The organism is Kribbella sp. C-35 (assembly GCF_046549195.1).
Taxonomy (GTDB): Bacteria; Actinomycetota; Actinomycetes; order Propionibacteriales; family Kribbellaceae; genus Kribbella.
The window spans coordinates 1,028,381-1,053,633 of the sequence record NZ_JAJPWG010000002.1 but is presented as its reverse complement, the minus strand read 5'-3'; the positions used below and the strand labels follow the sequence as shown (position 1 = coordinate 1,053,633).

Annotated in this window: 29 protein-coding genes and 2 tRNA genes; 14 read left to right on the top strand and 17 right to left on the bottom strand. The window is 67.7% G+C overall.

Annotated elements, in window-relative coordinates; genetic code table 11:
- Positions 1-8: 8 nt before the first annotated feature.
- Positions 9-1,904, top strand: a complete 1,896-nt coding sequence (dnaG, locus tag ACLJOO_RS17530) for a DNA primase (protein ID WP_410788224.1) — start codon at positions 9-11, stop codon at positions 1,902-1,904.
- Here dnaG and ACLJOO_RS17525 read toward each other — a convergent pair.
- On the bottom strand, positions 1,901-2,503 hold the full coding sequence (locus tag ACLJOO_RS17525; protein ID WP_410788223.1) for a TetR/AcrR family transcriptional regulator: 603 nt from the start codon (positions 2,501-2,503) through the stop codon (positions 1,901-1,903). The genes dnaG and ACLJOO_RS17525 overlap by 4 nt on opposite strands.
- Before the next feature lie 91 nt (positions 2,504-2,594).
- Here ACLJOO_RS17525 and ACLJOO_RS17520 point away from each other — a divergent pair, with 91 nt between their 5' ends.
- Positions 2,595-3,707, top strand: a complete 1,113-nt coding sequence (locus ACLJOO_RS17520) for an FAD-dependent oxidoreductase (RefSeq protein WP_410788222.1) — start codon at positions 2,595-2,597, stop codon at positions 3,705-3,707.
- Here ACLJOO_RS17520 and ACLJOO_RS17515 read toward each other — a convergent pair.
- Positions 3,691-4,635, bottom strand: a complete 945-nt coding sequence (locus ACLJOO_RS17515; RefSeq protein ID WP_410788686.1) for a phosphotransferase enzyme family protein — start codon at positions 4,633-4,635, stop codon at positions 3,691-3,693. The genes ACLJOO_RS17520 and ACLJOO_RS17515 overlap by 17 nt on opposite strands.
- Positions 4,636-4,690: 55 nt before the next feature.
- Positions 4,691-5,227 (bottom strand): DUF664 domain-containing protein, encoded by a 537-nt coding sequence (locus ACLJOO_RS17510; RefSeq protein WP_410788221.1) that lies wholly within the window; start codon positions 5,225-5,227, stop codon positions 4,691-4,693.
- A gap of 239 nt (positions 5,228-5,466) precedes the next feature.
- Between ACLJOO_RS17510 and ACLJOO_RS17505 the strand changes: the two genes are divergently transcribed.
- The 6 genes from ACLJOO_RS17505 to ACLJOO_RS17480 all read left to right on the top strand — a co-directional run bounded on the left by ACLJOO_RS17505 (position 5,467) and on the right by ACLJOO_RS17480 (position 12,685).
- Positions 5,467-7,140: a S8 family serine peptidase gene (locus ACLJOO_RS17505; protein ID WP_410788220.1), complete on the top strand. Its 1,674-nt coding sequence runs from the start codon at positions 5,467-5,469 to the stop codon at positions 7,138-7,140.
- A 151-nt stretch (positions 7,141-7,291) separates the two neighbouring features.
- Complete coding sequence (locus tag ACLJOO_RS17500; protein ID WP_410788219.1) at positions 7,292-7,567, top strand: YggT family protein; 276 nt, start codon at positions 7,292-7,294, stop codon at positions 7,565-7,567.
- Between the two features lie 253 nt (positions 7,568-7,820).
- A complete protein-coding gene (locus ACLJOO_RS17495; RefSeq protein ID WP_410788218.1) occupies positions 7,821-8,567 on the top strand; it encodes a GNAT family N-acetyltransferase in 747 nt (248 codons plus the stop codon).
- Positions 8,564-8,902, top strand: a complete 339-nt coding sequence (locus tag ACLJOO_RS17490) for an antibiotic biosynthesis monooxygenase family protein (RefSeq protein ID WP_410788217.1) — start codon at positions 8,564-8,566, stop codon at positions 8,900-8,902. Before ACLJOO_RS17495 ends, ACLJOO_RS17490 begins: the two co-directional genes overlap by 4 nt.
- 128 nt (positions 8,903-9,030) lie before the next feature.
- Positions 9,031-10,041 carry a pentapeptide repeat-containing protein gene (locus tag ACLJOO_RS17485; RefSeq protein WP_410788216.1) on the top strand — a complete coding sequence of 337 codons (1,011 nt, stop codon included), beginning with the start codon at positions 9,031-9,033 and terminating at the stop codon, positions 10,039-10,041.
- Complete coding sequence (locus ACLJOO_RS17480) at positions 10,016-12,685, top strand: hypothetical protein (RefSeq protein ID WP_410788215.1); 2,670 nt, start codon at positions 10,016-10,018, stop codon at positions 12,683-12,685. Before ACLJOO_RS17485 ends, ACLJOO_RS17480 begins: the two co-directional genes overlap by 26 nt.
- A 442-nt stretch (positions 12,686-13,127) precedes the next feature.
- Here the strand turns inward: ACLJOO_RS17480 and ACLJOO_RS17475 are convergent.
- Together ACLJOO_RS17475 and ACLJOO_RS17470 are read right to left on the bottom strand one after the other, a co-directional pair.
- Positions 13,128-13,201: transfer RNA gene (locus ACLJOO_RS17475), tRNA-Ile, on the bottom strand.
- Positions 13,202-13,270: 69 nt separating this feature from the next.
- Complete coding sequence (locus tag ACLJOO_RS17470) at positions 13,271-13,972, bottom strand: NAD(P)-dependent oxidoreductase (protein WP_410788214.1); 702 nt, start codon at positions 13,970-13,972, stop codon at positions 13,271-13,273.
- An 81-nt stretch (positions 13,973-14,053) separates the two neighbouring features.
- On the opposite strand from ACLJOO_RS17470, the gene ACLJOO_RS17465 reads away from it, so the two are divergent.
- Positions 14,054-14,692 (top strand): TetR/AcrR family transcriptional regulator, encoded by a 639-nt coding sequence (locus ACLJOO_RS17465; protein ID WP_410788213.1) that lies wholly within the window; start codon positions 14,054-14,056, stop codon positions 14,690-14,692.
- Between the two features lie 126 nt (positions 14,693-14,818).
- Entirely contained in the window at positions 14,819-14,956 is a 138-nt protein-coding gene (locus ACLJOO_RS17460; protein ID WP_165546613.1) for a hypothetical protein, read from the top strand.
- A 75-nt stretch (positions 14,957-15,031) separates the two neighbouring features.
- Here the strand turns inward: ACLJOO_RS17460 and ACLJOO_RS17455 are convergent, their stop codons facing one another.
- The 8 genes from ACLJOO_RS17455 to ACLJOO_RS17420 all read right to left on the bottom strand — a co-directional run bounded on the left by ACLJOO_RS17455 (position 15,032) and on the right by ACLJOO_RS17420 (position 19,803).
- Positions 15,032-15,694, bottom strand: a complete 663-nt coding sequence (locus ACLJOO_RS17455) for a hypothetical protein (protein WP_410788212.1) — start codon at positions 15,692-15,694, stop codon at positions 15,032-15,034.
- Between the two features lie 103 nt (positions 15,695-15,797).
- Positions 15,798-16,259: a DUF4232 domain-containing protein gene (locus tag ACLJOO_RS17450; RefSeq protein ID WP_410788211.1), complete on the bottom strand. Its 462-nt coding sequence runs from the start codon at positions 16,257-16,259 to the stop codon at positions 15,798-15,800.
- Positions 16,260-16,452: 193 nt separating this feature from the next.
- Positions 16,453-16,525, bottom strand: a tRNA-Asn gene (locus ACLJOO_RS17445).
- A 94-nt stretch (positions 16,526-16,619) separates the two neighbouring features.
- The gene (locus ACLJOO_RS17440) at positions 16,620-17,159 is read right to left on the bottom strand and encodes a hypothetical protein (protein WP_410788210.1); all 540 of its coding nucleotides are present in this window, start codon (positions 17,157-17,159) and stop codon (positions 16,620-16,622) included.
- A 33-nt stretch (positions 17,160-17,192) separates the two neighbouring features.
- Positions 17,193-18,077, bottom strand: a complete 885-nt coding sequence (locus tag ACLJOO_RS17435) for an RNA polymerase sigma factor RpoD/SigA (RefSeq protein WP_410788209.1) — start codon at positions 18,075-18,077, stop codon at positions 17,193-17,195.
- Positions 18,078-18,174: 97 nt separating this feature from the next.
- Entirely contained in the window at positions 18,175-18,675 is a 501-nt protein-coding gene (locus ACLJOO_RS17430; RefSeq protein WP_410788208.1) for an SRPBCC family protein, read from the bottom strand.
- Complete coding sequence (locus ACLJOO_RS17425) at positions 18,668-18,991, bottom strand: ArsR/SmtB family transcription factor (protein WP_410788207.1); 324 nt, start codon at positions 18,989-18,991, stop codon at positions 18,668-18,670. Before ACLJOO_RS17425 ends, ACLJOO_RS17430 begins: the two co-directional genes overlap by 8 nt.
- A 47-nt stretch (positions 18,992-19,038) precedes the next feature.
- Positions 19,039-19,803, bottom strand: a complete 765-nt coding sequence (locus ACLJOO_RS17420; protein ID WP_410788206.1) for an amidohydrolase family protein — start codon at positions 19,801-19,803, stop codon at positions 19,039-19,041.
- 16 nt (positions 19,804-19,819) lie between these two features.
- Here ACLJOO_RS17420 and ACLJOO_RS17415 point away from each other — a divergent pair, with 16 nt between their 5' ends.
- Positions 19,820-19,999, top strand: coding sequence for a hypothetical protein (locus ACLJOO_RS17415; RefSeq protein WP_410788205.1), 180 nt, complete (start codon positions 19,820-19,822; stop codon positions 19,997-19,999).
- A gap of 31 nt (positions 20,000-20,030) precedes the next feature.
- Positions 20,031-20,900 carry an exodeoxyribonuclease III gene (locus ACLJOO_RS17410; protein WP_410788204.1) on the top strand — a complete coding sequence of 290 codons (870 nt, stop codon included), beginning with the start codon at positions 20,031-20,033 and terminating at the stop codon, positions 20,898-20,900.
- 85 nt (positions 20,901-20,985) lie between these two features.
- On the opposite strand, the gene ACLJOO_RS17405 is transcribed toward ACLJOO_RS17410, so the two are convergent.
- Positions 20,986-21,486: a mycothiol transferase gene (locus ACLJOO_RS17405; RefSeq protein WP_410788203.1), complete on the bottom strand. Its 501-nt coding sequence runs from the start codon at positions 21,484-21,486 to the stop codon at positions 20,986-20,988.
- 50 nt (positions 21,487-21,536) lie between these two features.
- On the opposite strand from ACLJOO_RS17405, the gene ACLJOO_RS17400 reads away from it, so the two are divergent.
- Entirely contained in the window at positions 21,537-22,565 is a 1,029-nt protein-coding gene (locus tag ACLJOO_RS17400; protein ID WP_410788202.1) for an aldo/keto reductase, read from the top strand.
- Here the strand turns inward: ACLJOO_RS17400 and ACLJOO_RS17395 are convergent.
- Entirely contained in the window at positions 22,562-23,143 is a 582-nt protein-coding gene (locus ACLJOO_RS17395) for a hypothetical protein (protein WP_410788201.1), read from the bottom strand. The two genes, ACLJOO_RS17400 and ACLJOO_RS17395, sit on opposite strands and share 4 nt — an antisense overlap.
- Before the next feature lie 24 nt (positions 23,144-23,167).
- Between ACLJOO_RS17395 and ACLJOO_RS17390 the strand changes: the two genes are divergently transcribed.
- Positions 23,168-23,893 (top strand): DUF5995 family protein, encoded by a 726-nt coding sequence (locus tag ACLJOO_RS17390; RefSeq protein ID WP_410788200.1) that lies wholly within the window; start codon positions 23,168-23,170, stop codon positions 23,891-23,893.
- On the opposite strand, the gene ACLJOO_RS17385 is transcribed toward ACLJOO_RS17390, so the two are convergent.
- Positions 23,890-24,594, bottom strand: a complete 705-nt coding sequence (locus ACLJOO_RS17385; protein ID WP_410788199.1) for a M50 family metallopeptidase — start codon at positions 24,592-24,594, stop codon at positions 23,890-23,892. The two genes, ACLJOO_RS17390 and ACLJOO_RS17385, sit on opposite strands and share 4 nt — an antisense overlap.
- Entirely contained in the window at positions 24,591-25,160 is a 570-nt protein-coding gene (locus ACLJOO_RS17380) for a hypothetical protein (protein WP_410788198.1), read from the bottom strand. Before ACLJOO_RS17380 ends, ACLJOO_RS17385 begins: the two co-directional genes overlap by 4 nt.
- Positions 25,161-25,253: the final 93 nt, after the last annotated feature.

Below are 25,253 nucleotides of genomic sequence, written 5' to 3'. Positions count from 1 at the left end.
CTCGCGGGGTGGCAGGCCGGATCAAGGAAGAGGACATCGCGCTGGTGCGCGAGCGAGCCCGGATCGACGACGTCGTCGGCTCGTACGTGACCTTGAAGAACGCCGGCGGGGGCAACCTGAAGGGCCTCTGCCCGTTCCATGACGAGAAGTCGCCGTCGTTCAACGTCACCCCGTCCCGCGGGTTCTTCTACTGTTTCGGCTGCCAAGAGGGCGGCGACGTCATCGACTTCATCCAGAAGGTCGACCAGATCACCTTCTCCGAGGCGGTCGAGACGCTGGCCGCGAAGGTCGGCATCCAGCTGCGGTACGAGGACTCCGGGGCGCCGGTGCAGCGCGGACCGGGTAACCAGCGGCCGCGGCTCGTCGAGGCGCACAAGGTCGCGGCCGAGTTCTACGTCGACAACCTGTTCGGCGCGGCCGAGGCGTCGATCGGGCGGCAGTTCCTGGACAAGCGCGGCTTCGACAAGGACGCCGCGGTGCAGTTCGGGGTCGGGTTCTCGCCGCGCGGCGGCGAGGCGCTCACCAGCCACCTCCGCGGCCGCGGCTTCACGAACGCGGAGCTGGTCGCGTCCGGCCTGTGCGCCGACGGCCAGCGCGGGCTGTACGACCGGTTCCGCGGCCGGCTGATGTGGCCGATCCGAGACGCGTCGTCCGACGTGATCGGGTTCGGCGCGCGCCGGCTCTTCGACGACGACCGGATCGAAGCGAAGTACCTGAACACCCCCGAGACGCCGATCTACAAGAAGTCCAAGGTCCTGTACGGCGTGGACCTCGCCCGCCGGGAGATCGCGAAGGGCCGGCAGGCCGTGGTCGTCGAGGGCTACACCGACGTGATGGCCTGTCATCTCGCGGGCGTGCAGACCGCGGTCGCCACCTGCGGTACGGCGTTCGGCGACGATCACGCGCGGGTGCTGCGGCAGCTGCTGCTCGACCACGACCAGTTCCGCGGTGAGGTGATCTTCACCTTCGACGGCGACGAGGCCGGACAGCGGGCGGCGCTGAAGGCGTTCGCGGGGGACCAGGCGTTCGCCGCGCAGACGTACGTCGCGGTCGAGCCGGACGGGCTGGACCCGTGTGACCTGCGGCTGCAGAAGGGGGACGCCGCGGTCCGGGAGCTGATCGGGCGGCGCGTCCCGCTGTACCGGTTCGTGCTGGGGAACGTGCTGTCGAAGTACGACCTGGACCGGGCCGACACCCGGATCGACGCGCTGCGGGACGCGGCGCGGCTGGTGATCAGCATCCGTGACCGGTCGAAGGTGGACGCGTTCACGCGCGAGCTCGCCGGGCATCTCGGGATGGACGAGGACCAGGTCCGCTCCGAGGTCTACAAGGCGGCTTCCCGGTCGACCACTGTGCAGCCACAGACAGTTGGGGCCAAGGCGCACGTGCCGCAGCCGAGCGTCCAGCGGACTGACATCCCGTCGCCGCGGGACCAGCGGTTCGTGATCGAGTGGGACGTGCTGAAGGTCGCGATGCAGCATCCGGCGCTGGTCGGGGTCGCGTTCGACGAGCTCGACGACCACGACTTCACGCATCCGTGGCTGGGCGCGATCCGGGCCGCGATGGCGAAGATCGGCGGGCCGGCCGCGGCGCCACCCGGCGAGGCCTGGGTGGTCGCCGTACGCGATGCCATCGGGAACGACCCGGCGGCCGCGGTGGTCGGTGCGCTGGCGGTGGATCCGCTGCGGTTGGGGCGGGAGCCCGACGAGCCATACGCGCTCGCGTTGCTGGCGCGGCTGCAGGAGCTGACGTGCGCGCGCCGCATCCAGGACCTGAAGTCGAAGCTGCAGCGGACGAACCCGATCGAGCGCGCGGACGAGTACAACCGGATGTTCGGCGAACTCATCGCGCTCGAGGCCTACAAGTCCGAACTCCGCAACCGCGCCATCTCCGGGGCGATCTAGGGTCTTTTCAGGTGTGAGACCAGCTTCACCGTCTGGTCGGCGTACTCGGCGGCGAACTCCTCGCTGCCGGCGTCGAGGCCCAGCGCCTCGGCGATCTGCGGGAACACCACCGGTGCAGCGGCGAGGCCGAACAACGCGAGTGCGGTGTGCCGCGGATCCAGGTCGGGCGCGAGCTCCCCGTCGGCCTGCCGGCGCATGAAGTCGGCGACCATCGCCCGGAACCGGGCGCGCTGACCCTCCCGATCCAGGTTGCTGGTGTCCCGCTCGACGGCCTCGCGGACGAGCAGGCGGAGCAGGTCCGGCTGCGCGATCGCGGCACTCGCATACGCCCCGACCACCTCGCCGAGGGAGTCGGTCTCCGCCGTGAGATCCGGCTCGCCGGCCCGCCAGCGGTCGGCGACCGCACGGTACAGCCCCTCCTTGCCGCCGAAGTAGTACGAGATCAGTTGCTTGTTGACGCCTGCCCGGGCGGCGATCTCGCTCACCCGCGCCCCGCTGAACCCGTGCGCGCCGAACTCGACGACTGCCGCGTCCAGCAACTGCTGCTTGGTGCGCTCGGGGTCACGTTGTCGCTGCTCAGGATCCGGTGATCTCCGCACGAAAATCATCCTAGCGGACTTCCATCCGGCGTGCTAACTTAATCAACCATACGGATGACAAAGTTGTCTGAGCGGATGATTGGAGTCGGGGATGAAGGTCGCGATCATGGGTGCCGGGATCGGTGGGCTGGCGCTGGCGCAGGGGTTGCTCAAGGCGGGCGTGGACGTCACGGTGTTCGAGCGCGATCCCTCCCCGCAGTACCGCAAGCAGGGGTACCGAATCCATATCAGCCAGGTCGGGGAGGAGGCGATGGCCGCGATGCTGCCGGACGCGGTGCGGCGTCGGGTGATCGCCACGGCGACGCAGCCCGGTGACCTGGTGGCGGGCTTCGACGCCCAGCTGAACCAGCAGTTCGAGCAGGTGTTCCCGATTGCCGGTCCGGACGCGGTGACCTCGGTGGATCGGTATGCGTTCCGTCGCGCGTTGATGACCGGGCTCGGTGACGTGCTGCAGTTCGGCAAGCAGTTTTCGTCGTACGTCGAGACGCCCGACGGGGTCGAGATCGCCTTCGCGGACGGGACTTCCGCGGTCGCGGACGTGCTGGTCGGCGCGGACGGTGTCGGGTCGCGGGTGCGTGGCCAGTTGGTGCCGGAGCTCGACGTGCTGGACATCGGGGTGCGCTGCATCTACGGGAAGGTGCCGTTGACTCCGGCCGTCCGGGAGACCGCGCCGGAAGCCTTCCTTCGCGGGTTCTGCTTCGCGAGCGATGGAGCCGGTCTTGGCGCGGCGTTCGCGCCGGTGCTGTTCCGGGAGCCGCCGGCGGAGTACGGCGACTATCTGATGGCGGTGCTGACCGGGACGAACGCGGTGCTCGGTGCGTCGGACGAGGAACTGTTCGCGATGAGCCCGGCCGAGCTGTGGGCGATCGTCGAGCGATCCGTGGCCGACTGGCATCCGACGATCCGCGAGCTGGTCGATGCGGGGGAGCCCGGCGCCGCGTTCCCGATCACCTTGCGGACCTGCATCACCGTCCCGTCCTGGTCGTCGTCGCGTGTGACCTTGCTCGGCGACGCCGTACACCCGATGACCCCTGCCGCTGGCGCTGGCGCCAACACGGCTCTCTGGGATGCCGCGCGACTCACCCGCGCGCTGACCTCGGACAAGGACCTCGTGACGTACCAGCAGGAGGTGATCGCCAACTCCCAGCCCATCGTGACCGAGTCCCTGCACAACGCCGAGCGCATGTTCAAGGTCTCGGTCTGAGCCGCTCCCGCAAGCTTTCCTGTACGTCGGGCAGCCGCTCGAGCATCACGAGCGCCGCCTGATGACGCGCCCGGGCGTAGAGCTCGAGAGCCGGAGTGACGGCGGCTGGATCGTCGAGCGGTTCCGCGAGCGGGTACGTCGACGCGAGCGTGTAGGCACACCCTGTAGCGGCCGAAGACACGAGGTCGTCGACGTGCGCCGCGGGATGTTCGTCGCGGTAGGCGACCAGCAGTTCGGCCAGCCCGTCGATCCAGTCGTCGCCGAGCATCACGGTCCGCGGGTCGCAACCGATCCGGGCGATCTCCCACGCGGTGAAGCGCGGGCTCGGCGGCTGGAAGTCGATCACGGCGGCGACCTCGTCGTCGCGCAGCATCAGATTCGGAGAGGCGAGATCACCATGAACGATCTGCACCGTCAGGTCCGGCAGCCCCGCGAGGATCGCGCCGGCCCGATCGAGCAGTCCCCGGCGCTCCTTGGCGGCCTCCCAGGCCCACTGCTCGAACGGGCTGAGGCGCGTGCGGCTCGCATACCCGTCGATCACCCGGTCGAAGGAGCGCGGTGCCTTGCGGACATCGCGCACGCCGACAGCCGGTTGCCTCGTCGGCGTCGCCGCCGGATGTTCGGCCAACCGTCGATGCAGCCGGCCGAGCACTGTGCCGACCGAAGGCCAGCGAGCACCGGTGAGCCCGCCCTCGGCCGTCTCGCCGTCGACGAACTCCCACAACGACATCGGCGCCCGTTCGCAGATCACGTCGCCGTCGAGGGTTCGCCGTACTACCGGCACCGGGACCTCACCTTGACGGGCGAACTCCGTCAGTTCGATCGCCGCGCGTTCGCGCTCGAGGTCGCCGCGGTAGATCTTGGCGAACCACCGCCGGCCGTTCTCGTCGACGACGCGGTAATTGATGGTGTTGGTGCCGGCGGGGATCCGGTGCAGTTCGGCTACGTGGACGCCGTACGAATCCCGCAGGGCGTCCGCGATGTCAGTCAGGATCGTTGCCCGTCACGCCGTCGACGGCCTCACGCAGGAGATCAGCATGGCCGGTGTGTTTGAGGTACTCCTCGAGCAGGTCGATCGCGATCCGTCGGCGGTTCGACGTCCAGGCCGGATCCGGGTCCTCGACCAAGGCGTCCAGACCGCCGTCCGCACTCAGCTGTTGCCAGGTGGCACGGGAGCGCGCGGCAGCGGCGTACCAGAGTGCGTAGAGCTCGTCCGGGTCGTCGGTGACCGCGGATTCCCAACCCCACCGGTCGTTCTCGACCCAGCTGCGGGTGTCCCACGGCGGACCGAGCGGCTGCTTGGCGGCCCGCCCGGTGAATCCGTCCTCCACGAACGCCATGTGCTTGATCAGCCCCGCGAGCGTCAATGTCGACGGCGGATGCGTCTGCCGAAGCTGCTCGGCGGTGAGCCCGCCGGTCTTCCACGCGAACTGCTGCCGCACCCGGTCCAACGCGAACTGCAACGTCTCGACCTCGTCACCCCGCGGGCAATGATCGATCGGCAGATCCTTCCAGTCCATGACCACCCCTCCGTCAACGCTGATCGTGCGAGGCAGCCCAGCATGCCGCACCCGACGGACCAACCCGCGCGCCAAGACCCCGGCGATGGGACGGAACCGACGCGGTCGTGCGGGCTTGTGCTTCGGGAACTGACAACGTCGTCCCCTTCTCGGTTGCGGTACTCCGACTTACTGTGAGCCCCGTCGCAACATTCTTCAGGGGAGGGGATCCACCAATGAGGGACGTCCGGAGAAATCTGATGGTGGTGACAGGGGCTATCGCCTTGGTCGCTGCCACGCTCGCGGCACCGGTCACAGCCGGCGCCGGGGCTACGAGCGTTGCCGGGGGAGACACCGAGTATCTGGTCCTGCTCGAGACAGGTGCGGACCGTAGCCAGGCCATCGCGGCGGTCAAAGCCGCCGGCGGTGAAGTGGTCAAGGAAAACGCGCACCTGGGCACACTGACCGTGCGGGCGGCCGCGTCGGGCTTCGTCAGCCGCGTGTCCGCGTCGAGCGCGGTCGAGGGCGCGGCCCGCAGCCGGCCGATCGGCACCGTGCCGCAGCAGAAACCGCGCACCGTCGAGACCGAGAACGGCGGCACCAGCACGTCCGGCGCCAAGGTCGGCAAGAAGACAGTCGGGATGGACCCGCTCGACGCGCAACTGTGGGGTCTGAAGATGGTCCGCTCCGATCTGGCGCGGACGGTCCAGCCGGGCAAGAAGTCGGTCAAGGTCGGCGTACTCGACTCAGGCATCGATGCGCGCAACCCGGACATCGCGCCGAACTTCGACTGGAAGCTGTCCCGCAACTTCGCGCCGGACATCCCGGAGATCGACGGCGTGTGTGAGTTCCGCGGCTGTGTCGACCCGGTCGGCTGGGACGACAGCGGTCACGGCACCCACGTAGCCGGCACGATCGGTGCCGCCGCCAACGGCGTCGGCGTCTCCGGCGTCGCGCCGAACGTGACGCTGGTGGAGATTCGCGGCGGCCAGGACAGCGGCTTTCTGTTCCTCGGCCCGGTCACCGACGCGCTGACGTACGCCGGTGATGTCGGACTCGACGTCGTCAACATGTCCTTCTACGTCGACCCGTGGCTGTACAACTGCACCAACAACCCGGCGGACAGCCCTGAGCAGCAGGCCGAGCAGCGCACCATCATCCGGGCGATGAACCGGGCATTGAACTACGCGCACAACCACGGCGTCACGCTCGTCGGCTCGCTCGGCAACAACCACGAGGATCTCGGCAAGCCGCGGCCCGACCTCAGCAGCCCTGATTTCCCGCTGAACACGGCGTACCCGCGCACGATCGACAACTCGACCTGCGTCGACCTGCCGGTCGAGGGCCCGCACGTGATCGGTGTCTCGGCGCTCGGTCCGTCGACGACGAAGGCCGACTACTCCAACTACGGCCTCGAGCAGATCGAGGTCTCCGCGCCGGGTGGATGGTTCCGCGACTACTTCGGGACGCCGCAGTTCCGGACGAACGGGAACCTGATCCTGTCGACGTACCCGGTGAACACGCTGCAGGCCGGCGGCCTGGTCGACGCGGCCGGAAACATCACGCCGGCCGGCGTCACGGCCGGGGCGCAGAAGCAGTGCCCTGCCGGTGTCACGGACTTCACCAAGTGCGGGTACTACTTCGTGCTCCAAGGCACGTCGATGGCGTCACCTCATGCCACCGGCGTGGCCGCACTGATCGTCAGCCAGTTCGGCAAGAAGAGCCACGGCGACTTCGGGATGGACCCGGACAAGGTCGGCCGGATCCTCATGAACACAGCGCAGCCACGCGCCTGCCCGAACCCGCCACTCCAGACCTACATCAACGAAGGCCGCTCAGAAGAGTTCAACGCCCTCTGTGAGGGAACGCGAGACTTCAACGGCTTCTACGGCCACGGCATCGTCGACGCCTACGCCGCCGTTACCCGCCACTAATCGCATGCTGGGGTTGCCCCTCCGAACGCCGGAGGGGCAACCCCACCATCCTGATAGTCCGCTAAGAAGTCGGCGCCGGGGACATTCCTCCGTGGCCTGCACCGTTGATACTGACAAGACGGTCAGCGTGGCCATCACGGAGGAGTTGATCATGAGCCTCATCGGAGCCCTGGTCGGGTACATCCTGACGGCGTTCATCCTGGTGTTGCTCGCCCGGATGGTCCTGGACTGGACAGGCGTCCTGGCGAACGGCCCTCAATGGGCCAGCCGAGCCCGCACCCTGACCCACGCCTGGACAGAGCCGGTAATCAGCCGAGTACGCCGAGTCCTACCACCGGTCCGCCTAGGCGGCCTGTCACTCGACCTGGCCTTCACAGCGGTCTTCATCGCGGCACTGATCCTGCGCTCGATCGCCTTCAGCCTGTAGCAGTTGCTCAGTGCCCCGGGGGCAGTTCCTTGATGATGCCTTGCCAGCCTTCGAGCGCGGCGTGGACCGATGTACTGTTGGGCCCCGGATCCTCCCCTTTTCTGGAACCAGTCAGCGTTAGCTGTCCTGCGCTTCCAAATTGCACTTCCTGGAGTCCGTGATGGCTGCCGAGCACTCGGCGGTCAAAGTTGGAAGCTAACCACTTGTGCACTGGTATGACCCGGGTGACGATAGGAACCGGGGGAGACGACCGATGTCCATTCAGCTGGCCGACGGCTTTCGCATACTTGAGGGCGACGAGCTAACGGGCGATCACCTGAAGCAACTGTTCGATGCAGTGCTGCGCAATTCCATCCCTGCCGACGAGTTGATGTCGCTCACCGACATTCTGAAGGTGTACGCATCGCCGGATCGGCGTGATCCGGCGGCGGTTGTGACTGATGCGGAGGGACGAGTCGTCGCGGGAATGCTGTCCGAGATATATCCGGCCAGCCGCGTGCTGCTCGTGGGCTATCTCGCTGCTCGCCACGACGTCCGCGGACAAGGCCTCGGATCAGCGTTGGTGAGGCAGTGCCTCCACCGTTGGCGTTCACAGACCTCGGCATCGATGGTTTTGCTGGAGATCGACGACCCGCGCTGTCACGCCGCCGCTGACGGGTACGGCGATCCACGAGCGCGAGTACGGTTCTACGACCGCTTTGGGGCGGTGGTACTGCCGTTCCCATACTTCCAGCCAGCTCTGTATCCAGACTCGAGCAGAGTTGACGGGATGCTCCTGATCTCGATCGTTGACCCGAGCGAGACAACGGTCGAGGCCGCGACGATCACGGAATTTCTGAACGAGTACTTCACGGCGTGCGAAGGAGCCGCAGCGGCATCCGACGACGGTTTAGCGCGATTGATCCAATCGGTTCTTTCCCAATCGGTCGATGGTCGCCTGCCGGTGTACCCACTGCGCGACTTCGCTGCCGCCGTATCGAACGAGGGGACGCAAGCATGAGTTTCGTGGTGTTGTTCCGTAACCGCCACCGGCCCGGGATGGACGAAGCAGCGTACGAGAAAGCGTTCGAGCAGATGTATGCCATCGTCTCGGAGATGGACGGGTTCATCAGCATCGAAGGCTTCACCGGTGAGGACGGGAGCGAGCTGGCGCTGGTGCGATTCGACTCGGACGAAGCGATCGAGGCCTGGAAGTCTCAGCCCGATCACGTCCGGACCCAGCAGCGCGGTCGGGACGAGTTCTATAGCTCGTACGACATCACGGTTGCCGAGGTGACCCGGGCGTACAGCTGGTCCGCGCCTGTCGCCGAGGTGGCCGCCGGCCGCACCGGGTGACGGCGGACGGATCGTCGCAGCGTAGTCCTTGAATTGGACGCCGTGCGTCTGAGCGGTCCGCGGTCAGGTAGCCGGCAGGACATGAGACGAGAGCGCCGCGGCGGGCGTGGTTGTACGGAGGGGGAGTCATGCGCAACAGTTGGCAAGAGCGCCTCGTTGCGGGGGAGGCAGCGCGGCGCTGGACGTACGGCGTCGTCGCCGTGCTGGTCGTGGGAGCCGTCGGGTTCCTGCTCTGGCTTGTCCTGGTCGTCGTCCCGGTGATGGCCTATCCCTCCCTCGATGCCGCCGACATGCGTGCTGACGGCCTGAGGAGCAAGGAGATTTACGACGTCCAGACCGCCCGCCTTCAGCTTCAGTCTGGCCTGCGCGGGACGACGCTGCAGGGGATCGTCGGCCTGGTCGCTCTTTCCGGTGCTGTCCTCGCATGGCGGCAGTATGTCCAGCAGCGCAATGAGAAGCGCGACGACTTTCACCTCGACCTGTATGGCCAGGCGCTCAGTGGACTTGGGAGCGATCAGAACAGTGTCAGGATAGCTGGGTTGCACGGGCTCGCCAGGCTCGCGGCGCTCTCGGAGTCCTATCGCAAGCCTTGCGGTGATGTCCTTCTCGCATACATCCGCGACAGGCGTCCTCTCAAGGAGGCGCCGAAGGACGCATCGGCACCAGCGACCGACCTGCCCTCGGACGTACAGACCGCCCTCACGCTGCTCACCGCCGCGCCGCCGGCATTCTTCGGTCTCGAACGTCTCAAGCTCCAGGAGCTCAACATGGGTGGCGCTCACCTCGTCGACGCACACCTCGAACGAGCCGACCTGTCAAGGACCCGCCTGACCGACGCCCGGATGGCACGTGCGAGGCTCGGCGGTGCCGACCTGACCAGCGCATACGCGCTCCGGGCAGACCTCACGGGCGCTGACTGGGATGACGCCGTCCTCGACGACATCGAGCTGAGAGGCGCCGTGCTCACGGGTGAGCACGGCGTTCCGATGCGATGCCGGAACGCCTCGTGGCCCCCTGACTTCAACGCGCCGCCGTGCGGAGACGACCTCCAGAGCCCTGCACCGGCAGGTGACGAGGGGCTCCGTCCCGTGAACCTCGGAGCGATGGGGAAGAGTGAGCGAGATGTTCATCGGCCGTGACGAGATCGTCGACCAGATCAGGCGGCACGACCCCGCCGATCGTTTCGTGGCAGACATTCGCGGTGATCTGGGCACGGGGCGAACCCGGCTGCTCCAGCACCTAGACGAAAAGCATCCTCCGGACGTGCGATCGATCTTCGTCGATCTCGACGACTTCAACCCGGACCATCCCGGGCAGGTAGGCGACAAGGCGTCGGTCGGCGCGGTGCAGGCTAACTTCACCGAGTACGCGAGGCTGCTGCAGTTCCTCGTCGACCAGGCCGCCCCGTCGGGAGCCACTGGACGGATGCGGCAGGCGATCCAAAAGGCTAGGAACGACGAGATCTTCGCCGGCCGGACCGTAAGCATCAAGGCCAGCCTCGACGAGCTGAATGCTCCGCTCGATCCGCAGGCGCTCGCCGACGCGTGGCGCAGGGCTGCGGATGCGATCACCGAGATCTTCCTCGAACTCTGGGAAGGCGACGCCCGGGGCTGCCTCCTCCTTCTGGACAACTTCGACTCGGTGTCCGAACAGGAGATCGGCGTGTGGCTCACTGGGCTGCTGCACAGGCGCGACCAGCACGGCCAAAGCGTGGAACCGTTGGCGCGGCCGATCCTGGTTGTGACCCGCTCCCAGGGGAGCGCGCCCTCGGTGCTGCCCGGAGAACGCGTCAGATCGTGGTCGTTGTCGAACCTGAGCCTGGAGGAGGTCGACAAATTCGTCACTGGGTACCGACGGGAGCTTGCGGCGCACCGTCCGCTGGGCGACGGCCGCCGCCAGGTTGGCGGTGCCGAGGTCGACCGTGCGACGTTGACGCGCATCAACGGTGTGACTGACGGTCATCCGGCCATCCTTCGTCTGGTTTGCGATCTGCTGTGGGGCGAGGCGCTCGCTGCTCCGGGAGGCAGCGTGGAGGAGCTCCTCCATGACCTTCCGCTGCCCCGGGAGGAGAGGTCCGCCGGCCTTGTCGAGCGGCTTGTCGCCCGCCTCGACGTACCCGGTCTGATGGACGCCATTGAGGCCGCTGCGGTGCCTCGGCGGTTTGATGCGGAACTGCTGTCCGCCCTGCTCGTCCAGGAGCCACCAGGAGGCGACGATGGGTCGCCATCGGGAGCGGTCGACGAGGATGGACAAGTCGACAAGGGCCTGCGGGACCACTTCGAACGCATCAGGACGCTGCCGTTCACCGAGGCTGGCCTGCGGGACGGCGAGCTCCGTATCCACGAGTACGTGAGGGCAAGCATCGTCGCCAGGATGGGGACGCTACAAAAACCGCGTCTGCAGAAGCTGCACGAACGAGCGGAGACCTACTACGAGCACCGCCTTCGAAGAGACTTCGAGGACGAGCAAGGCCGGGCTCGATCGTACGGCGACTGGTACTTCCTCGAAAGCCCGGTCTGGCAGAACCGCAAGCGAGAGTGGCTTTACCACATGTCCCGCCTGGAGGACCCGAAGAAGAGACATGGCGCTCTCCTCGAGGCCACGCGGCTGTTCCTCGACGCCCACTGGTGGTGGGGGAACTACGTCCACTTCGACTTCTGCGACCGACTCGTGGCCGACTTGGGCCACCTGGTCCGGAACCTGGCATCCGACGGCTCAGGTTCGTCGGCTCGGGTGCAGGCAGGTGTCGAGCTCAGGGTCTGGCCAGAGCTCAGCACCTTGCACAGCGGACTAGAGGACGTCCTTGCCAGCTACCCGCTTCGCTCGCAGAAGCCTCCGCGGGCGGAGTGGCCGCTCGTGCGCGCCGCGCTGCTGAAGATCCAACGGGCCTGCGGTCTTGCACGTCTGCCGGAAAGGCCGAGCGCGCGCCAGCGCCACATCTACGCGCTGTTGAACGTGTTCCTCGCGCACACGTGGCGCTACCAGGCGAAGGCGAGACCAGACGCGGAGACCTACTTCCGTCGTGCGGACAAGAGATACCAAGATGCAAACGGCAGGTTTAGGGAGAACGGTGACACCTGGGACCTGGCCTGGGTCGCGTTCGAGCGAGCAGATCTGCACCTCGAGCGAGCCAGGAAGGATGAGCTGCTCGACCTCAACGCGCTCGAGCAAGCGCTGCGTCTCAGCAAGGACGCGGCGGACTTCGTTCAACCGACACCCGGATCGGCACCGGCGAGCGCGCCGTCAGAGGACACCGACACAGAGGAAGAGGTCGAGTCACCGGCGGCGGAACCGGACCACGAGCTGATGAGCAACCTGCACCGAGTGCGCGGTGACATCCACTGGCTGCAGGGAAGGCCAGAGCAGGCAGCGGTCTGTTTCGGCAGAGCGGTCCTTCACTCGTACCTCTTCCACCTGACCGGCGGTCCCCCTGACGAGTACACGTTGCAGTTCTACGTAGACATCCGCGCTCGGGCGCTCGAACTCCTCGACTCCATCTGGACGCAGGGACGCGAAGACGATGCCGTCGCCTGCGCAGCCCGGATGTGGCGAGAAGCATGGAGGACCGACGTCGACGTCTTTCCGCCGGACGAGGTGACCATACGAGAACTGATGCCGGGCATCAGAGCCGACACCACGGTTCGTCTTGCGCTGCTGCTGTTCCCCCGTGGGCCGGACATTGAAGAGATAGGTGAGGACGACTCGGCGTTTACCGAGGAGTACGACCGCTTCTCCGACGGCTTGGACCACGCCGTTTTCAGGGACCTGCACGAGGCCATCTGAGCCGTGCTGACCGTCCCAGCCTGGGCCTGCGTGTCGGCCTCCTCGGGGTCCGGCCTCGCGCACGTCAGGTCTGCGAGCGGAAGCACGGGCAGCCGTGCTGCTGCACTGTTGAGCCTGCTCAGCCAGCTGGCGAGGACAGGCCTCTGCGGGTCGTGGTCGACGATGCGCAGTGGCTGGACGATCCTCGTTGGAGGCGTTCGCCTTCGTGGCGCGGCGCCTGATGCCGGAGGGCGTGGCGCTGCTAGCCGCGGTGCGGGAGCCGGATGTGAGTGCGCTGGGAAAGGCCCGCCTGCCGGCCCTTTCTCTCGCGCCGCTTAGCGGCCGCCGTCGCCGACCATGCTGCGCCGATAACGCGATCTCGTGTCACGAGTAATGTCACGAGCGGCTGCGGCGCGAGCCGCAGGCCATGGCGGATGTGGCCGTGACCTGCGGCTTTACAGAGTAGGGCGGGCGGGACTCGAACCCGCGGCCCAGGGATTATGAGTCCCCTGCTCTAACCAGCTGAGCTACCGCCCCGTGTGCGGCAGATCGTATCGGGTCTGGGTGGGGCGGGCGGGATGGAGGTGCGGGGCGGATGGTGGCGGCCTAGGACTTGCTGCCGATGCGGAGGGCTTCCTTCAGGAACACGCGGTAGACGCTCGGGGTGTCCTCGGTGGTGATGACCTCTACGACTGAGCGGAGGTTGCGTCCTTCGACGGCCTCCCGGAGGAGGGCGTCGGCGAGGTCGCGGCGGGAGGTGAAGCGGCCGACCATCTGTGGTGCCCCGACGGTGTAGCTGGTGACGTGGTCGCCGTCGAACAGGCCCGATGGGCGGATGACGGTCCAGTCCAGGGTGCTGCCGGCGACGATCTCCTCCATTCGGCCGCCGTCCTCGTACAGCGGGCGACCCATCTTGAGCAGCATCGGCACGACCAGTTTGCGGTAGATCAGCGTCTCGTCGGGCGGTGGCTTCATCGGTACGCCGGTCGAGCTCACGCACACCAGTCGCCGGATGCGATGCGCGGTCATCGCCTTCACGATATTGGTGGCGGACACGGAGAACGTGGTCGGCGCCTCGGAGCCGTACGGCACGCCCAGCGTCGAGATCACGGCGTCATGCCCGGCCACCGCTCGGTGTACGGCCTCAGGATCGAGGGCGTCCGCCTTCGTGACGCTCAGCGACTCGTCGCTGAGCGGAAACGTCTCTGGGTGCCGGGTGATCGCAGTGACGGTGTGGCCCTCGGCGAGTGCCTGGGCGGTGGTGAGCCGTCCGGTCGGGCCGTTGGCCCCGAAGATCACGAGCTTCATCTGTGTGCCTTTCGCTGGACTCTTACGCTGATCATATTCATTATAAACAGCGTAAAGCATCGATCCGGCTAGGGTGCGGGCATGGGAGCAGAGGTGGAGCGACGGCGGTACGACTCGATGCGCCGTACGGCGCAAGCGCTGCAGACCCGCGCCGAGATCGCCAACGCCGCACGCAGGCTGTTCGTCAGCCGCGGCTGGGCCGCCACCACCGTGCGCGACGTGGCGCGGGAGGCGGGCGTCTCCGCGCCGACGGTCTATGCGGTGTACGGGAACAAGACTGGCCTCACCCAGGCACTCGCCGACGCAGCCGACCTGTCCGGCGACTTGGACCGCCAACTCGCCGACCTGGAGGCCGCGAAGAACGACCCCGCACGGCAACTCGCCGCGATGGCCGGCTTCGACCGGCGCCTGTACGAGCGCGCCGCGGACGTCATCCTGCTCCTGCGCGAGGCCGGACGCGCCGAGCCGGTGCTGGACGCGGTGTACCGCGACGGCCGCCGCAAAGCCGACCAAACTCGCGTCGCAGTGTTCTCCGCCTGGGGGAAGAACGCGCTGCGCGAGGGCCTGGACGTGGAGACGGCCGTCGACATCTACGCCGGCGTCTGCAACGTGGACGTCTACCACACGCTGATCGACGAGCGCGGCTGGTCGGCCGAACGCGTCGAGCTGTGGTGGGCCGAGGTGCTGGCTCGGGAGCTCCTGGCAGATCAGGTCCGGTGAGGAGGCGGTTGACCGCCGCGCGGCCGCTGACGTGGTGCGAAACCAGGGGTGGGTCAGGGGTTTGACTGAGCTGTGATTACCGCTGACCGGGCATGATGGAGGCAAGTCCGGACGAAGGGAACCCCGATGGGCTGGTTCATTTTCCTGGTGATCGTGGTGGGCGCGATCGCGGCGTACAAGTACCGCGTGCCGCTGCTCGCGAAGATCCTCGGTCAGCCTCAGCAACGTATCCAGCGAGCGATCGACCGGAAGAAGGGGAAGTAGACACTTCCTCCTGAAGCACGAAGAGACCCTGACCGCCCGATGCGGTCAGGGCCTCCTTGACAAGTCGGTAGTTTCTCAGCCGACCAGGACCGCTACGACGGATGCGGAGGCGGCGATCTCGCCGCTTCCGGCGGAGCCGGCGTCGTCGTTGTAGCCGAAGGCGAAGACCTCGACCGTGGTCGCCTTGGCGACGGTCACGACCTTGACTGTGGAGCCGGTCAGTTCGCGGTCCTTCGCGGGGGAGATCTCGGCGCCGAGGATGGTGCCGTAGTCTTCGCCGAACGCTGTGTCAGAGGCGCCGACGCGAAGGGCCAACTGCGGCCGCGTGCCGGGTGCGCCGGCGGTGGTGCGGGCGAAGAACGCGGTCGAGTTCAGCAACCAGGTGCCGGGCTCGAGCTTGAACTCGCCGACCTTGGTCTTGTTGGTCTTGAACGATCCGCCGATCTTGTCGATCGTCACGGCCTTGAAGTCCGCGGACACCCCGGACTTGCCGTACACGTCCGTGTTCTTGAGGAACGCTGCGCGATCGCCCGGCACGAGCTTGCTCGCCGGGATGCTGTTGTCGACGACCTGCGATGCGGCGACCGAGCGCGCGCAGAGCGGGTACGACAGGGTTTTGCAGTCCGGCCGTACGGCGCCGTTCGCCGCGACCGTGACACCGACGAGCACGCCGGCCCCCAGTACGGCGGCCACCAGCAGCCGGCCGCCCTTGGTGTTGAAAACCTTCTTGATGTTCACAGGGTTCCTTCCCCTCCATCCCCGAGGCCCCCCTCGGGATACTGCAGAGGAAGCTAGCCCAGTTGGCGGTCTAGGCCAATAGGCAAAATGGATTCGTGGCGAATCAATTCGGGAACTTCAGGCACCAGGCGGTGAGCGTGATCTTGGCCGTTGTGCCCAGGTCGGTGTCGACCGGCAAGATCATCGGTCGCTCGCCGCGGTGGCGGGCGACGGCGAGATAGGTGCCGGAGGCCTTGTCCTCGGCAACCTCCACGGTGTTCGACCAGGAGACGGCCGCGAGTGCCGATTCCCCTTTACGTAGGCGGATCTGGGTCGGGCCGGGATCCCTTGCCATGTACGACGTACCGTGCGCGATCGTCACGGTCATCGTTCGCCGGCGAGCGTTGAGTACGGCAACGTCCGGGTAGCCGTTGACGGTGATCGGCGCGGTCCGGCAGTTCGTCAGCTTCAGTACGACGGCCCGATGCCCGAGCGCCGGCTCCACCGGGCCGACGGTGATCATCGCGCCGGACGCCGGACAGGTTGGCGGGGGAGGAGTAGGCGTGGGCGCAGTCGGAGTACTCACTCTCGGCGACGTCGGCCCTCCGCCAACTGCTCCGGACCCTGCGGCCTCGGTTCCGCATCCCGCCAGCAACAGGAGTCCGCCGACCAACCCCACCCACCCCCGGCACGTCATTCCCCGAACCTACCCGCCGGGCGGTTGAGCGGCCTGGGAAATGCAGAAGCCGGGCTCCTGTGGAGGCCCGGCTGATGTGTTGCTCCCGCGACTGGACTCGAACCAGTAACCTGCCGGTTAACAGCCGGCTGCTCTGCCAATTGAGCTACGCGGGATCGTGGTGGTGCTCAAGCCCTCGATCCCCGAGGACTTGAGTAGGTTAGCAGGCGGGCGGCGAACTACAAAAACGGGATTCGGGCCGCTGCCGGGTCAGATTCCGAACTCGTCGCGGACCTGCCGGAGGGCCGCCTCCGCCGCGTCCACGACGCCGGGCTGGGTGGGCTCCAATCCCTTGTCCAGAACGAAGTTCCAGGTGACGGCCGCGTCGGTGGCGGCCGGGTTGCGGCGGCCGACGATCCGTACTCCGCGCTTGCCGGACAGCGGGACATGACGCTGTACGACGATGCTCGCGTCGACGCGCTCGCGGAGGAGCTGGCCGAAGCGGCCCGGGTCCTCGACCTTGAGCTCGGTGGCGCGCAACGGGGTGCCGAAGTCGGTGGTCTCGTAGACGTGCAGGACCGATGCCTCGGAGTCCCAGTTGGCGCGCTCGATCTTCTCCCAGCCGACCCGGCGGTCGGCATCGGCGGCGTCCGACGGCAGATAGACGGCGGCGCGGGTGCCGGCGACCCAGCGGCCGTTCGTCAACTCGACGGCGGCCAGGACGTCTTCCTTGCTCCCGGTCGACTCGCGGGCGGCGGCCGACACCGCTACGCCCAGCTCGCGCGGCCAGGGATTACGCAGAAGTCTCACACCCCCATCATTCCAGCCGCACCAAGCAGCCGATCAGGCGACGTAGTCGCGGAGTTGCGGTAGTGCTCGGCGCCGGAGCTGCCGCAGGGCTTCTCGTTCCAGTGCGCGAACCTTGGCCGTGTTCAAACCCAGTTGGATCGCGATCTCCTCAGCGGTAGACGGGATATGGCCGTGCAGCCCGTACCGCCGGTGGAGCACGGACTGGTGCAGGTCGTCGAGAAACTGGAGGTGGTGGGCAAGGTCTCGGCGCAGCGCGGCTCGCAGAACGATCGGGTCGTCGTCGATCACCGGGTCGGTGTCCTCGACATCGAGCGTCTCCGGTTGCATCCGCCACGCCTGCGCACGCTCGATCCGCGCGATGCTCAGCCCGGTCGCCCGCGCAAGCTCCGGCGTACCGGGTTCACGGCCCAGCTCCTGGGTCAGGTCGTGGCGCGCCGACGCCACCCGGGACGCGTCGGCGTACGCCTGAGCCGGCATCCGGACCAGGCGGGAACGGTCCGAGATCGCGCGCCCGATCGACTGGCGGATCCACCAGATCGCGTACGTCGAGAACCGGTGGCCGAGCCGGTGGTCGAACCGCTCGACCGCGCGCATCAGCCCGATATTGCCCTCCTGGATCAGGTCGAGCAGCGAGATGCCCTTCCCGCCGTACCGCCGGGCGAGGGACACGACCAGTCGCAGGTTGCCCTCGATCATCCGCTGCCACGAGTGCCGCCCGAGCGCGACCACCTTCTGCAGGTCGCGCGGATCGTGCCGCCCCGGATCGCCGGCCAGCTGCTCCGCCGCCAGCACGCCGGCCTCGATCCAGTACGAGTGCTCGCTCACCTCCTCCAAAGTCAGTAGTTCGTGCTGCCCGATGTCGCGCAGGTACGCCACCAGTGCGGTGATGTCCGCCGGTTCACAGTCGAGATCTCCCATTCCGGACCCTTCGCCGCCAATCTCCTTGCCAAAGAGAGTGCCGCGATTCGACCCACGCAGGACCGGTGACTTTAAGTATGTGGATAACTACATCGAGTTAGATCCAGGCGGGGTACGACGGCGCGAGCTCGGCGTACCGGTCGGACCAGTCGGGGATCTCGGCGTCGTCGAGCCAGGCCTCGAGCCGGTCGAAGAACGCGTGCGTGCCGGGAATGAAGCCGCGGGCGTTCTGCTCGGACAGGCCGGTGTGGGTGAAGGTGAGCAAGGTCCCGTCGCCGTCCGGACGGAGCTCGTACCGCACGACGCTATTCTCGACGATGCGCTGGCGCCACTCGTGCTCGAGGACGTGCGGCGGGTCCCAGACGAGGATCCGGCCGGTCAATCGCTTGGCGTCCGGCGCCGCCGGGGGATCGGTCGGGACCATCTCGATGCTGCCGCCGGTGCGCCCGTCGATCACGGTCTCGCCGAACCAGGCCTTGCGCTCAAGGGGATCGGTCAGCGCGGCCCACACCCGCTCGATCGGGTGCGGAAGGTGGCGCCGGAAGGTCATGGTGGTGCGGTCGCCGTCGATGGCGAGCTCACCCAAGCGGTCAGTCATGCGGGTGCTCCTCAGGGTTGTCGGCCAGATGCTGTTCGAGGGCGTCGAGGTGCCGCGGCCAGTACTTGCGGTACCGGCTGATCCAGTTCTCGATCTCGATCAGCCGGTCGGCGCGCAGCGCGTAGATCCGCTTCTGACCCTCCGGCCGTACGTCGACCAGCCCGACCTCGCGCAGGATCCGCAAGTGCCGGGACACTGCCGGCTGGGTCAGTCGGTGCAGATGCTCGACCAGCTCACCGGCCGGCCGCTCCCGCTCCGCGAGCAGATCTAGTACTTCCCGCCGGCTCGGCTCCGCGATCGCCTCGAACACGTCCATGCCGAGAAGTATTACAAGAAGCGTATATAGAGTTCAAGTGATATATCTCAGGCGTACGCACGGAGGCCGCTGAGGAGGCCGTTGTGGAACGGGTTCGCGTCGACCGTGTCGAACCAGGCGGTGCTGGTAGTCAGGGGCTCCAGCGGCGGGATGGTGACAGGGTCGGGGGAGGGGGTGGCGGGTCCGCCGCGGAGGATCTCATCGTCGACCTCGGGCGCGGGCATGTCGGGCAGCAGCACGAACGAGTCGGCGAGACCGTTCCCTGCAACCCCGTCCCCGATGAATGCGGCGAAGGTGACAGCAGCGCGGGCAGACGCCCCGGCCGGGTCGCTCCGGATCTTCTCCAGGTCCGCGACGACGGTCTTCCAGGTGACCGCCGGGTCGCCGTAGTCGATCGCACGCGAGAGCCGGCCGACCTTGATCGACGTCGCCGCCGGTGCGAGCGGCGTCATGAGCGACCGGAGGCCGTAGCGCGCCCGACCACCCACGACGACCAGTCGGATGTCGGACTCGGTCGCCTCGATCACGCTGCGATAGGTGCCCGCGGCGGAGCGCCGTACGACGACCAGGTCCGCGAGCGCGCCGGGCTCGAGCTTGCCGACCGGACGCGGCCAGACGCCGGACAATGCGGCACCGGGATTCGACGTCACCATCCGGACCAGTTCTTCGTCGGTGAAAACCGATTCCGTCTTGTTCCACAGATCGGCGACCTTCAACTCCCACAGGACATTTCGCGTCCCCGACGGACCCCAGTCGGACCCGAGGCACAACCGCACCCCGGCCGCGACGCCGGATCCGGACGGCGACGCCACGGTTCCCAACTGCGGCGTGAAGTTCGCGGAGTCCGACTATGCGCCGATCCCGCCACGGGACCTGCCGTTCGGCGTACCGCCGTGGCTGGGCGACGCCTGGGGACGCCAGGACAAACCCCGGCACAACAACAGCGTCGAACGTCCCGGCACCGACCTCCTGAACACTCTCGTCTGGCGGGCGCCGAAGCTCGGCTGAAATGGTCCGTGGCGGGCGCTACCTTGGTCGGATGCGAGTCGCCACCTGGAATGTGAACTCGGTCAAGCAGCGGATGCCGCGGTTGCTGGACTGGTTGGACGAGCGGCAGCCGGATGTCGTGTGCCTGCAGGAGACGAAGCTTGCGGACGACGCGCTCAGGAAGCTGCTCGGTGACGAGCTGACCGGCCGCGGCTACGAGATCGGCCTGTACGGCGAACCGCAGTGGAACGGGGTCGCCCTACTGTCCAAGGTCGGACTCGAGGACGTGGTGACCGGAGTCGCCGGCGCGCCCGGTTACCCGAATCCCGAGGCCCGCGCGGTGGCCGCGACCTGTGGCGGCGTACGGATCCATTCGCTGTACGTGCCGAACGGCCGCGAGCCCGACTCCGAGCACTACCGCTACAAACTCGCCTGGCTCGCAGCGCTGACGGAAGTCGTGGCGGACGGACCGGCCGATCAGATCGTCTGTGGTGACATGAACATCGCCCCGACCGACGCCGACGTCTTCGACCCCGCGGCGTACGTCGGTCAGACGCATGTGACCCCGCCCGAGCGGCAGGCGCTCGCGGAACTGATGGCCGCGAAGGACCTGCACGACGTCGTCCGCGACCGCTGGCCGGACAACCGCATCTTCAGCTACTGGGACTACCGCGCCGGCATGTTCCACCAGGACCTCGGCATGCGGATCGACCTGATGCTCGCCACCGTCCCGGTCGCCGAGCGGGTCAAGGCGGCGTGGATCGACCGCAAGGCCCGCAAGGGCACCGGCCCGAGCGACCACGCCCCGGTGATCATCGACCTCGACACCGCACCGGACGGCGACATCGGTCCGGTCGTGCCACCGCCGTCCGCGCCGAGGACCGGCCGGAAGAAGACCACCAAGCTTCCGCAGAGCCGCTGACCTGCGCCGCCTCACCGCGGTTGCAAGGCGACCGACGCCGTACTCATTCCGGATCGCAACCTCTACCTGATCGCCGGCACCTCGCTCAGCTGAGCAGGCCCTTCACAAATGCCGCCTGGCCCGAGTGCTGCGCGCAGTCGTCGATGACGCTGACCAGTCGCACTCCGAGCGTGACCGGCGGGTTCCATCGGCGGTCGACGATCCGGTCGAGGTCCTCGTCGATCAGGGTGCGCAGGAACTCCGCGGTCCGGGCGTGTACGGCGTCGTAGTACCCGAGGAGCTGATCCGCCGAGAGCTTCACGAGCTCGACCTGGTCGGACGTGTGCGCATACCCGGTGTCGGCGGCGTCGAGCGGCAGCCCGAGGCGCTCGAACCACCCGTCCGAGGTGTAGATCTGCTCGTACCCACCCGCGTCCGCGAGGTGGTCGTCCTGCACCCGGGTCAGGTGCCAGACCAGCCAGGCGATCGAGTTCGCCGTGTCGCCCGGGCGCGTCGCGAGCGTCTTGTCGTCGAGTCCGGTGACGACGTCGTGCAGCACCTCGTGAACCCGGCTGTGCGCATCGAGGAGCAGTTCACTTGTCTTCATACCCGCCACCGTAGTCTTCGCTTCAGACAGTTCGATGAGAGGGAGCAATCGTGGAATATCGCACTCTCGGCGCGAGCGGCGCCGTTGTCTCGACGTACGCGCTCGGCACTATGACGTTCGGCAACGAGACCGACGAGGCCGGGTCGCACGCGCAGCTCGACCGGTACGTCGAGGCGGGCGGCAACTTCGTCGACACCGCGGACGTGTACACGGCCGGCGTGTCCGAGGAGATCGTAGGGCGCTGGCTGGCGAAGAAGCAGAGCGCCGACGTCGTCCTCGCCACGAAGGGCCGGTTCCCGACCGGTGACGGACCGAACGACGTCGGTACGTCGCGCCGCCACCTCCGCAAGGCGCTGGAGGCGTCACTGCAGAGACTCGGCGTGGACCACATCGACCTCTACCAGTTGCACGCGTGGGACCCGGTCACGCCGCTCGAGGAGACGCTCAGCTTCCTCGAGGACGCCGTACGCGCCGGCAAGATCTCGTACGCCGGCCTGTCGAACTTCACGGGATGGCAGTTGCAGAAGGCGTGCGACCTGATCGCGCACCGCGGGTGGTCGCCGCTCGTCACGCTGCAGCCGCAGTACAACCTGCTGGTCCGCGAGATCGAGTGGGAGATCGTTCCCGCCGCGCAGGAGAACGGGCTGGGCCTGCTCCCGTGGTCGCCGCTCGGTGGTGGGTGGTTGACCGGCAAGTACTCGTTCGACGAGGAGCCGGAGGGTGCGACCCGGCTCGGCGAGAACCCGGACCGCGGTGTCGAGTCCTGGTACCGCCGCAGCCGCAACCAGCGCGTCCGCGACGTGGTCGACGCGCTCCGCGAGATCGCCGAGGCCCGCGGGATCTCGATGGCGCAGGTCGCCCTCGCGTGGCTGGTCGACCGTCCCGCGATCACGTCCGTGATCCTCGGCGCCCGCACGCTCGAGCAGCTGGACGACAACCTCGCCGCGGCAGACCTGCACCTCACCCCGGAGGAAACCGCAAAGCTGGACGAGGCCAGCGACCCAGGCGCAGCCGACTACCCCTACGGCGGCCCAGGCGTAGCCCAACGCGACCGCCCGATCAGCGGAGGACGCGCCTAGTTCTCAACAGCAGCTCGGAGGGCGGCGTACGACGCGACCAACGCGCGCCGCTCCTCCGCAAGTAGCGGGTCGCCGCGATCGCATCCCGCCCGAACCCATCGATCCGACAGGTCCATCGCCTCGACCCGCTTCCGCGCTGCCTGTCGTACGGCGTCCCGCTCGGCGTCGTAGACGTAGGAGTAGAGGTCGACGAGCGCGGTCTCGAGCTGGTCCTCGGTCACGTGGTCCGAGTGCTGATGGGCTCGATGCACGCGCCACCACTCGACCTCCAGGCGCGCGGCGCGGGACGGGTCGAAGGTCAAGGTGCTGGAGACGGCGACGAGTTCGTAGAAGCGGCGCATGTACGCGAGGGCCGCGTCGGGCTGGTTGTCGGGGTACGGCGCCCACACCTGGTTGGCGCGTAGTACGTACCAGGCCCCGGTGAGTGTCCGACGCGGTGGCATGCCGAACCCGGCGGCGACCATCCCGACCGCGGCGACGAGGAACGGGCGCCACTCGTGGCGGTAGTACGCGGCCCAGGCGTCCGTCTCGCGGTTGCCGACCACCACCGGGTCGAAGGACAGTGGACTGGTGCGCATGATCCCTCCCCCTGAGGAGATCCGATGACCGATGGTAATCCGATCGACGACGTGGTGGCGCGGATGCGGCAGCGCGTTGACGAGTTGCCGCCGGAGGTCGCGCACCGGCGGTTCTTCCTGGAGACCTACCTGCGGACGACACAGGCCGTCGGGCGGGCGATCGACCAGGCCAGGTTCGAGGATCCGGAGTGGGTCGAGGCCTGGGACGTGGAGTTCGCGGAGCTCTACCTGGAGGCTCACGACGGTACGTCGGTGGCGCGGCCGTGGCGGTTGGCGTTCGAGGCGCCGGCGAAGTTGCCGGCGTTGGCGCATGTGCTGCTCGGGATCAACGCGCACGTGAACTACGACCTACCCCAGGCGCTGCTCGCGGTGATCAGTGACGACGACTTCCTGGATCCGCAGCTGATGGACAAACGCCGGCGCGATCACGAACGGATCGACCGTGTGCTGGCGGAACGGGTCGCGGCAGAGGACGGTGAGCTCGCCGCGACCGGAGCGCGCAGCCTGGTTGATCGTGTCCTCACACCACTCAACCGACTGGCGTCGCAACGCTTCCTGCGCGAATCCCGGCAGAAGGTCTGGCACAACACGGTCGAGCTGCAGCATGCCCGCGTACAAGGCAACTACGAGAAGCGGCTAGCTGAGCTAGAGGTGCTGAGTGCGGCGAAGGTGGCTGACCTGCTCAGACCAGGACAGGTGTTGCTGCGGCTCGCAGTGACCGGCTTCGGCGTCACCCTGCCACCTCCCTAGCTCGGAAGCACACCGGACCAGAGCACGCCGAGCGCCAGGCAAGCGAGCGTGACCAGCCCGAACACACCGACCCACATCAACGCCGGTACGCCGGTGAGGCGTCGGAGCTGATCTGCGTCGGAGCTGCGCCCCTGACCGCGCCGCCGCGAGTGCTGCAACTCCAGCACGGCACGTGGCGCGGCCAGCAGCAGGAACCACGTGAGCAGGTGCGCGAAGGTCGACTGCACCGAAGGAGAGCCCCACCACGTCACGCTGAACACCACGGCGCCGAACACCAGCACCGACCACAGCCCGAACAGGTTCCGGATCTGGAGCAGCAAGATCACCAGCGCCGCCAGCAGTCCCCACAGCAGCGCAACGGCGTACCCGCGGCTGAGAACGAACGCGGCAGCCAGGCCGAAGAGAGCGGGACCCGGGTAGCCGGCCAGCAGTACGGCGATCATCCCGCCGCCGGTCGGCTTGCCGCGCGACACCGTGACGCCGGACGTGTCCGAGTGCAGCCGGATCCCGGACAGCTTCCGGCCGACCAGCGCGGCGATCAGCCCGTGCGCGCCCTCGTGCGCGATCGTCACGACCTGCCGCGTGTGCTGCCAGATCGGGCGCCAGGCGATCAGCAGCAGCGCGGCGACGCCCGTACCGATGATCAATTGGAGCGACGGATCCGGCTGAACCGACGTGATGTTGTCCCAGAACTCCTTCACCCGCCCATCCTTACAGGCGAGTGGTCAACTATGAGGGGGTGTCTGGTGGTCACACGTTCGCGGAGTTGCTCGCTGATCAGCCACAGCTCGCCGGTCGCGGGGCAGTACGACAGGTTCTCGGTGTTCTTCGGTGCTTTGGTCCAGACCGTTGTCGACTCACCGCCGACGCCTCTATGCAGGCAACTCGGGTAGTCGATCCCGTCGCCGATGTTCCCGGCGTACTCCGGACACACGCCGGTGATCACGAAGCTGTTGTTGTACGACGTCGCGCCCTGCATCCCCCACACCGGCGAGTCGAACGCCTCGACCGCATGCACGACTCCGTCGGCCCCCGCACGCAGCAGCCCGGTCGACTCGTCGAGCGGCCAGCGGACGATCCGCCCGCCGCCCCGCGTCGTGTGCTCCACCGCCACGAACGATCCCGTCCCGCCGTGGTCGATCCCGAGCGACGCGAAACACGGCTTGGTCCCGATCGTGTTCGCGCAGCCGCCACCGGCGTACCAGTAGGCGCCGACCTGCGGCAACGCGAAACGCGTGCCACAACGCGTGATACTTGCCGTCAGCACCTAGGTCGTGGCTGACCTCGCCGGTGCTCGTGTCCGTGCGCCAGATGTGCTGCAGGTCGAACACCGCAGGACCGATCGGCTGGCCGGCTGTGC